Origin of the sequence: Spirillospora sp. NPDC046719, from assembly GCF_040645715.1 — a bacterium.
Taxonomy (GTDB): domain Bacteria; phylum Actinomycetota; class Actinomycetes; order Streptosporangiales; family Streptosporangiaceae; genus Spirillospora.
In genome coordinates this window covers 1-2,658 of sequence record NZ_JBEYYT010000351.1, presented here as the reverse complement: position 1 = coordinate 2,658, position 2,658 = coordinate 1, and the positions used below count along the sequence as shown (strand labels likewise).

Below are 2,658 nucleotides of genomic sequence, written 5' to 3'. Positions count from 1 at the left end.
GTCGCCCATCACGGCGGTGGCCGAGATGTGCACCTCGCCGGTCGGGGGCGGGGCGCCCCGCCGGGGGGGGGCGGCCGCGGCCCGCACCCCCACCCCCCCCCCCCGGCCGGGGCCCCCCCCCGCCGGGGCCCCCGCGGCACGCCCTTCCCAGACCCGGCCGCCCGGACCCGGTTGCCCCGGACCCGGCCGCCCGGACCCGGCCGCCCGGAGCCGGGCCGCCTAGACCCGGTCGGCGGCGATCAGCAGGTACTGGAAGCTGCCGCCCTTGTAGGCGTCCAGGAACGCCTGCTCGATGCCGGTCGCCAGCGTCGACTTCGCGCGCAGCTCCCAGTACGGGATCGTCGCCGAGGTGAGGTCGACGACGCTCACCGGGACGAGCCGGTTCGCCGCCATCTCCCGGAAGTAGGTGCTGCGCGGGTGGATGTCGCAGATGTAGTGCGCGTTGATCTCGCTGACGGCCCGCGACGGCAGCCCGTAGGCGTCGTTGTAGCAGCCGGTGATGGTCACGTACCGGCCGCCGCGCTTCAGCAGCCGGGCGTGCTCGGCGAACAGCAGGCCGAGCTCCACGTACATGGTGCTCTCGTTGTTCCAGATCGCCTGGAACGCCCCGGTCTCGAAGCCGGTGTCGAGCATGTTCTTGAAGTGGAAGCGGACCTTGCCGGCGACGCCGCGCCGCTCGGCCTGGTCGTTGGCGAACGCGACCTGCGACTCCGAGATCGACACCCCGTCGACCCGGCAGCCGAACCGCTCGTGCGCCACCAGGCTCGACCCGCCGCGCCCGGACCCGGCGTCCATCAGCCGGTCGGCCGGCTTGATCGGGCCGAGGTGGCTCATGAGCAGGTCGGCCTGGGCGCACTCCAGCCGGTGCAGCTCGGCGATGGTCCGCTGCTCGCGGGTCTCGGCCGGGCCGTCGAGGACCGTCCAGTCGACGGGGCCGATGCCGTAGTGGTGGTGGTAGATCCCGTCCACCTCGCCGAGCCGGAGGTTGACCGGGTTGCGCTCGGCGTTCCAGTACTCCGCGACGGAGTGCTGGTAAAGGCTGCCGAGGACCGGGGAGTCCTGGGTTGCGGTCATGTCCGGTGATCCTTTCGTGGGGTTCGGGTCATCGGGGTGGGGTCGTCACTTGTAGCGGTCGGACGCGCCGTGCCACTCCAGGCAGCCGGCCATCCAGCTCTGCACGCCGAGCAGGAACCGCTGCAGCTCGGCGGACGGGACCGAGGCCAGCTCCCGCTGGCTGTCCTCGAACCCGCGGACGAAGTCGTTGTGCATCGCCACGGCCGTCCGGACCGCCTCCTCGACGGAGCAGCCCTCCTCCTCGGCGATCAGCAGCACCACGTTGCAGTCGGGCAGGTCGTCGGCGGCCTCCCGCTCCACCGAGTGCAGGTCGTTGACGATGACCGAGGCGGTGCCCGCCTGCATCACCGCGCGGTGCACGCGGGGCTCGTAGAACAGGTTCGCGTCCAGCTGGTAGCCGCCGACGATGTCGATCAGCGTCATGGACGTGTAGAAGCTGTCGTGCTGGCGCGCGGCGAGGTACCGCCACACCGGGGGCAGTTGGCCGAGATGCCGCCACGCCGCGTACGCCGTCCAGCTGACGTACATCTGGAACGTGGTGTTGAGGACGCGCATGAGCTGCGACGGCCCGGCGTGGCGTTTGAGGTGGCCGGTGGCGGAGCGTAGCGCGACGAGGACGGGGTCGGACCGCACGGCGTCCTCGACCTGGTCGGTGTACTTGCCCGCGTCCGGCGGCGGGTCCATCGCCGACATCACCAGCGCCAGCCGCGGCGGCAGCTCGGTGGGGATGGCGCCGAGGTCGCTCTCGTCGGCGTAGTAGTCGTCGCACGCCCACCACGCGGCGTTCATCTTGGCGGCGAGCAGCAGCGGGTCGACGTCGTCGGTCTCGGGATGCGCGAGGACGGCGAGCCGCCCGAACCCGGTGTTGCGGAACTTGCCGAGCTGGTCGGCGTAGATCCCGACCTCGTCGGCCCAGTCGACGAGCCGGTCGTTGACCACGAGCGCGAGGTCGTCGTCGATCCGGGCCGTCAGCGGGCAGTACAGCGGCGGGAACGAGCCGTCGCCCCATGCGCGTTCGGCGTAGCCCGGCGAGAAGTGGCCGCCCTTGCGCGTCGGGCTCGGCAGGAGCGTCGGCAGGACCGGGAGGGCGGCCTCCGGCACGCCCGGCTCCTGTGCGTTCGGGTCCAGCGCGTTCGGGTCGGGCGCGGCCGGGGTCGGGGCGACGTCCACGGGCGTGTCAGGAGGGGGTGCGTCGGGAGAGGGCGCGTCCGTCGCGGGCGGGACGGTGCGGAGGGCGTCCAGGATGCGCGCCGCCGACGTGCCGAGGCCGCTCGGCCCGGACAGCAGCCGGCTCACCCGCTCGGCCGCCGCGCGCTCGGCCCCGGCAACGGGCGCGGCGTCGGGCGCGGTGTCGGGCCCGGCCTCCGCCCCTGCCTCGGGCGCCGGCCCGTCCGTCCCGCGCCCGGGTCGGCGGGCAACGCTGCAGTCGTCCATCGTCGTTCCCCTCGCTGGATCATGGCGTGGTCGGCCGTGACCAGTTACTCACAGCTTCAGGGCGACTACAACAGGCAGCGACCTTCCCTCGGGGTAACAGCATGTAACCGAGCGCGTACAGGTGGCCTTACGGATAAGGCCCGGCGGTCC

General features: G+C 72.9%; 2 protein-coding genes. Both read right to left on the bottom strand.

Going from position 1 to position 2,658, the window contains the following annotated elements:
- Positions 1-219: 219 nt before the first annotated feature.
- Positions 220-1,074 (bottom strand): geranyl diphosphate 2-C-methyltransferase, encoded by an 855-nt coding sequence (locus ABZ914_RS38470; protein ID WP_500199384.1) that lies wholly within the window; start codon positions 1,072-1,074, stop codon positions 220-222.
- 45 nt (positions 1,075-1,119) lie between these two features.
- On the bottom strand, positions 1,120-2,508 hold the full coding sequence (locus tag ABZ914_RS38465) for a family 2 encapsulin nanocompartment cargo protein terpene cyclase (RefSeq protein ID WP_500199383.1): 1,389 nt from the start codon (positions 2,506-2,508) through the stop codon (positions 1,120-1,122).
- Between the last annotated feature and the right edge of the window lie 150 nt (positions 2,509-2,658).